Origin of the sequence: Streptomyces sp., assembly GCF_035563135.1 — a bacterium.
Taxonomy (GTDB): Bacteria; Actinomycetota; Actinomycetes; order Streptomycetales; family Streptomycetaceae; genus Streptomyces.
Genome location: NZ_DATMVN010000866.1, coordinates 1 through 3,490 on the forward strand (window position 1 = coordinate 1; position 3,490 = coordinate 3,490).

Genomic DNA, 3,490 nt, shown 5'->3' on the forward strand with positions numbered 1-3,490 from the left:
AGAGCAGCGTGGCGCAGCCCAGTTCGTACAGCAGCACCGCACGGTCGTGGGGGCGTGGCGGCTCGTCCAGGGCGCGTTCCAGGCAGCGCCGGGCGGCTTCCGGCGCGCCGACCGCGAGGTGCTGCTGTGCCGCCTCCCGGAGCTGCGCGACCAGCTCCTGGTCGTCGTCCGGGTGGACTTCGAGGAGATGGCGCGAGGCCGCCGCGGCTCCGAGTCCGGCCTGGGTGATCGCCCAGGCCGCCCGCCCGTGCATCGCGGTGCGGGTCGCCGGCGGGATGGAGCGGTAGACGGCGGTGGCGATGAGCGGGTGGACGAATTCCAGGGGGTCGAAGCCGCTGACGATGCGGGCGTCGCGCAGCCGCGCCGTGCAGTCGGCGGCCTCCGCCGAGCTCATTCCGGCGAGTGTCGCGGCGAGTTCCTGGGAGATCTCGGTGCCGAGCACGGCCGCTGCCCAGGCGAAGCGGTTGGCATTGGTGCCCAGACGTTCGAGACGTGCGACGAGCCCGCTGCCCCGGGCCGACGCGCCGAGCTCACGCAGGAGCCCTGCGGATTCCTCGACCGGTGCCAGTTCACGGTCCTGCGCCTTGGCGACGAGTTCGACCGCTTCGTACGGGTTGCCTCCGGTGACGGCCCAGACCTCGCGGCAGAAGGGATCGTCGGCGTGCTCGCCCAGGCCGGCGCGCACCAGGTCGGCCGTGGCCTCGGGGGTGAGCGCGCGCAACGCCACCCGGGTCAGCGCCGGGTGGCCCGCCGCGCCGGTGCTGTCCGCGGTGTGTGCGACGGCCCAGTCGGCGTTGCGGTCGGCGAGCTCCTGGGGGCGGTGCGCCTGGACGACCAGCACGGGCAGCTCCGACAGCCGTGCGGTGAAGCCGGCGAGCCAGGCCAGGGACTCGCCGTCCGCCCAGTGCGCGTCGTCCACTATCAGGAGCAGCGGGCGGTGGCTGAGCCGGGAGGCGAGCCGGGACACGACGTAGTCGAGGCCGTCCCTGACACCCTGCGGGTCCGGCTGGGGGCCACTGGGATCCGCCAGGCCGAGAGCGGGGGCGGCGATCTCGAACCAGTCACCGAACAGGGCGCGGAGCTCGTCGGCGGGGAACCGGTCCAGCGCGGGCTGGAGCAGTTGGCGCACGACGTGGAACGGCACCGAGGTGACGGTCTCGCCGCCGCGTGCGGACCAGATGGTGCAGCGGTCGGCGGCCATGGCCTGGATCTCACCGAGCAGCGCGGTCTTGCCGATGCCGGCTTCACCGCTGAACACCAGCAGCCCGCCGACTGCTTGCCCGCCGCAGAGGGCGTCCAACGCCTGTGCGGCGGCGGCGAGTTCCGATTCGCGCTCGTACAACGGCCGGGACGGCTTCATGCCTCCCCTTCCCAGGTGATTGCGGAGAGTTCCGAGCCTAGCCGCGCGCGGGCGCCCGCGGACAGGATTCGGGTGGTTCTCCGCAGGTGCGAGGCACAATCGGGGGGTGGAAGAATCTCGCAGGGACCGCGACGAGGAAGGGCGGGCGCGCAATGCGCGCCCCCGGGACGGGCTGGGGCGCCCCCTGCCGTACGGGTCTTCGGGGGTGGAGCGGCAGCCCGAGGGGGTGGTCCGCTCCCCCGGCGAGACGGTGCGCGAGGCCCAGCGGCTGCTCGACGCGGGCATGCCGTTCCACGCCCATGAGGTGTTCGAGGACGCCTGGAAGTCGGCGCCGGACGCGGAGCGTGAGCTGTGGCGGGGCCTGGCGCAGATGGCGGTCGGGCTGACGCATGCCGCCCGGGGCAACGCGGCGGGCGGGGCACGGCTGTTGAGGCGGGGCGCCGCCGCCGTCGAGGAGTTCGGGGCGCCGGATCCGCACGGGATCGATGCGGACGGGCTGATCGGCTGGGCGCGGGAGCTGGCGGGCCGGGTGGAGCCCTCCGGGCCCGAGGGCGCGGAGAATGCCGGCGGGGGCGCCGCGAGCGCTCCGGCCGTGGACGCCGCCGCGGAAGCACCGCGATTGCGGCGGGGGGACCGGGCCGGGGACTGAGCACATGAATGCGATAGGTTTTGCTCCCTCTTGACGGCGCGTTGATCACTTCCGTCACGTTCACGTTCCACTCTTCGACCACTTGCTCAGGAAACGGACGCCCCGATGACCGACATCATCAACGGCCTCGGCCGTGCCACCGCGTACGGGGCCCTCGGCGTCGTACTGCTCGTTCTCGGCATATTCCTGATCGACGCCCTGACGCCGGGGAAGCTCGGCCGCCAGATATGGGAGGAGCGCAACCGCAACGCGGCGCTGCTCCTGAGCTCGGCGATGCTGGGCATCGGCGGCATCGTGTTCACCTCGATCTGGACGACGTACGAGGACTTCGGCAAGGGGCTCGCCTCGACGGCCGCGTTCGGGCTGCTCGGTCTCGTCATGATGGCTGTGGCCTTCCTCGTGGTGGACCTGGTCACTCCCGGAAAGCTGGGGGCCACGCTGGTGGAGCGGGAGCCGCACCCGGCGGTCTGGGTGACGGCGTCCTGCAACCTGGCGGTCTCCGCCATCGTGTCGGCGTCGATCGCCTGACCACCGGGCGATCCCGCGGTCCGGCGAACATCGCGGTGCGCGGCCATTACGATCCGGCGTCATGAGCACTTCCGACCAGGACCAGGACCAGGGCCGCGACCGCAACCGCGACCGGCAACAGGACCAGGAACAGGAGCACGAGCCGGGTGAGAACCCGGCAGCGATACCCCGGCCCGCCGCGCGGGAGCGGAGACTGACGCCACGTCAGGCGCGGCGGCTGCGGATCGTTCTCTCCTCGGCGGGCATGGCGGCGGTGGCCGTCGTGCTGACGCTGCGGATAGCGAGCCGTTCGTCGGTCCTGGTCGTCGGGGTCTACGGACTCGCGCTCATCCTCTGCGGTGTGGTGATCGAGCTCAGCAGGAACGGCCGCACCCGGCTCGGCAGCTGGCTGCTGGGCGCCGGGCTGGTGGCGGCCGTCGGCGCGGACCGGCTGCTCATCCCCTGACGCGGCCCCGCCCCGCCGTCACAGCGCGGTGATCCGCAACGACGTGCCGTGCGGGTCCACCCGCTCGGCCGGCCGCCCGGCCGCCAGAGGGAAGGGTCTGCCGGGGGCGGCCGGGTGGGACCGAGGAGGTCGCTGCCGAACACGGTCGGTGCGGCCAGGACGCCCTTGCCCGCCGGGCCGGGGACCGGCAGGAGGATGTGGCCGACGAGGTCCCGGGCCTGCTTGTCGAGGACGATGAGCTGTCCGCGGCGTGGGGTCACGGTGAACACGTCGTTCCCGAGGAACCGGTAGGTCCCGTCGGCGTACAGCCCGGCGGCGTCGACCGGGTGGCGGGTGCGCAGTGGGCCGCGCGAGGTGGTGAGCACATGCCCCTCGGCGTCGGTGGCGATGTCGGGCAGCCCGCAGTTCAGGTGCAGTCGGCGGCGTCGGGCAGGGCGGCGCGCAGGTCGTAGCGGGCCGGTTCGCGGGCGATCGCCGCGCCCACGACGCCGGCCCCGGCCCCGGCGAC

Annotated in this window: 4 protein-coding genes and 1 pseudogene; 3 read left to right on the forward strand and 2 right to left on the reverse strand. The window is 73.5% G+C overall.

All coding sequences use genetic code 11. From position 1 onward, the window contains the following. Positions 1-1,360: ATP-binding protein (locus VN520_RS38210; RefSeq protein ID WP_325751552.1), on the reverse strand; the 1,360-nt coding region annotated here is incomplete at its 3' end. Positions 1,361-1,466: 106 nt separating this feature from the next. Between VN520_RS38210 and VN520_RS38215 the strand changes: the two genes are divergently transcribed. From VN520_RS38215 to VN520_RS38225, 3 genes are all read left to right on the forward strand, one after another. Next, positions 1,467-2,009, forward strand: coding sequence for a DUF309 domain-containing protein (locus VN520_RS38215; RefSeq protein WP_325751553.1), 543 nt, complete (start codon positions 1,467-1,469; stop codon positions 2,007-2,009). A gap of 105 nt (positions 2,010-2,114) precedes the next feature. After that, positions 2,115-2,537 carry a DUF350 domain-containing protein gene (locus VN520_RS38220; RefSeq protein WP_325751554.1) on the forward strand — a complete coding sequence of 141 codons (423 nt, stop codon included), beginning with the start codon at positions 2,115-2,117 and terminating at the stop codon, positions 2,535-2,537. A gap of 61 nt (positions 2,538-2,598) precedes the next feature. Next, complete coding sequence (locus VN520_RS38225; RefSeq protein ID WP_325751555.1) at positions 2,599-2,982, forward strand: hypothetical protein; 384 nt, start codon at positions 2,599-2,601, stop codon at positions 2,980-2,982. A gap of 113 nt (positions 2,983-3,095) precedes the next feature. Here VN520_RS38225 and VN520_RS38230 read toward each other — a convergent pair. Then, positions 3,096-3,490, reverse strand: a pseudogene (locus VN520_RS38230) (FAD/NAD(P)-binding oxidoreductase); the annotation flags it as partial.

What these genes read in the sequence shown, in the direction of transcription:
- VN520_RS38220 (WP_325751554.1), top strand. Translation starts at nt 2,115, where the DNA reads ATGACCGACATCATCAACGGCCTCGGCCGTGCCACCGCGTACGGGGCC.
- VN520_RS38225 (WP_325751555.1), top strand. Translation starts at nt 2,599, where the DNA reads ATGAGCACTTCCGACCAGGACCAGGACCAGGGCCGCGACCGCAACCGC.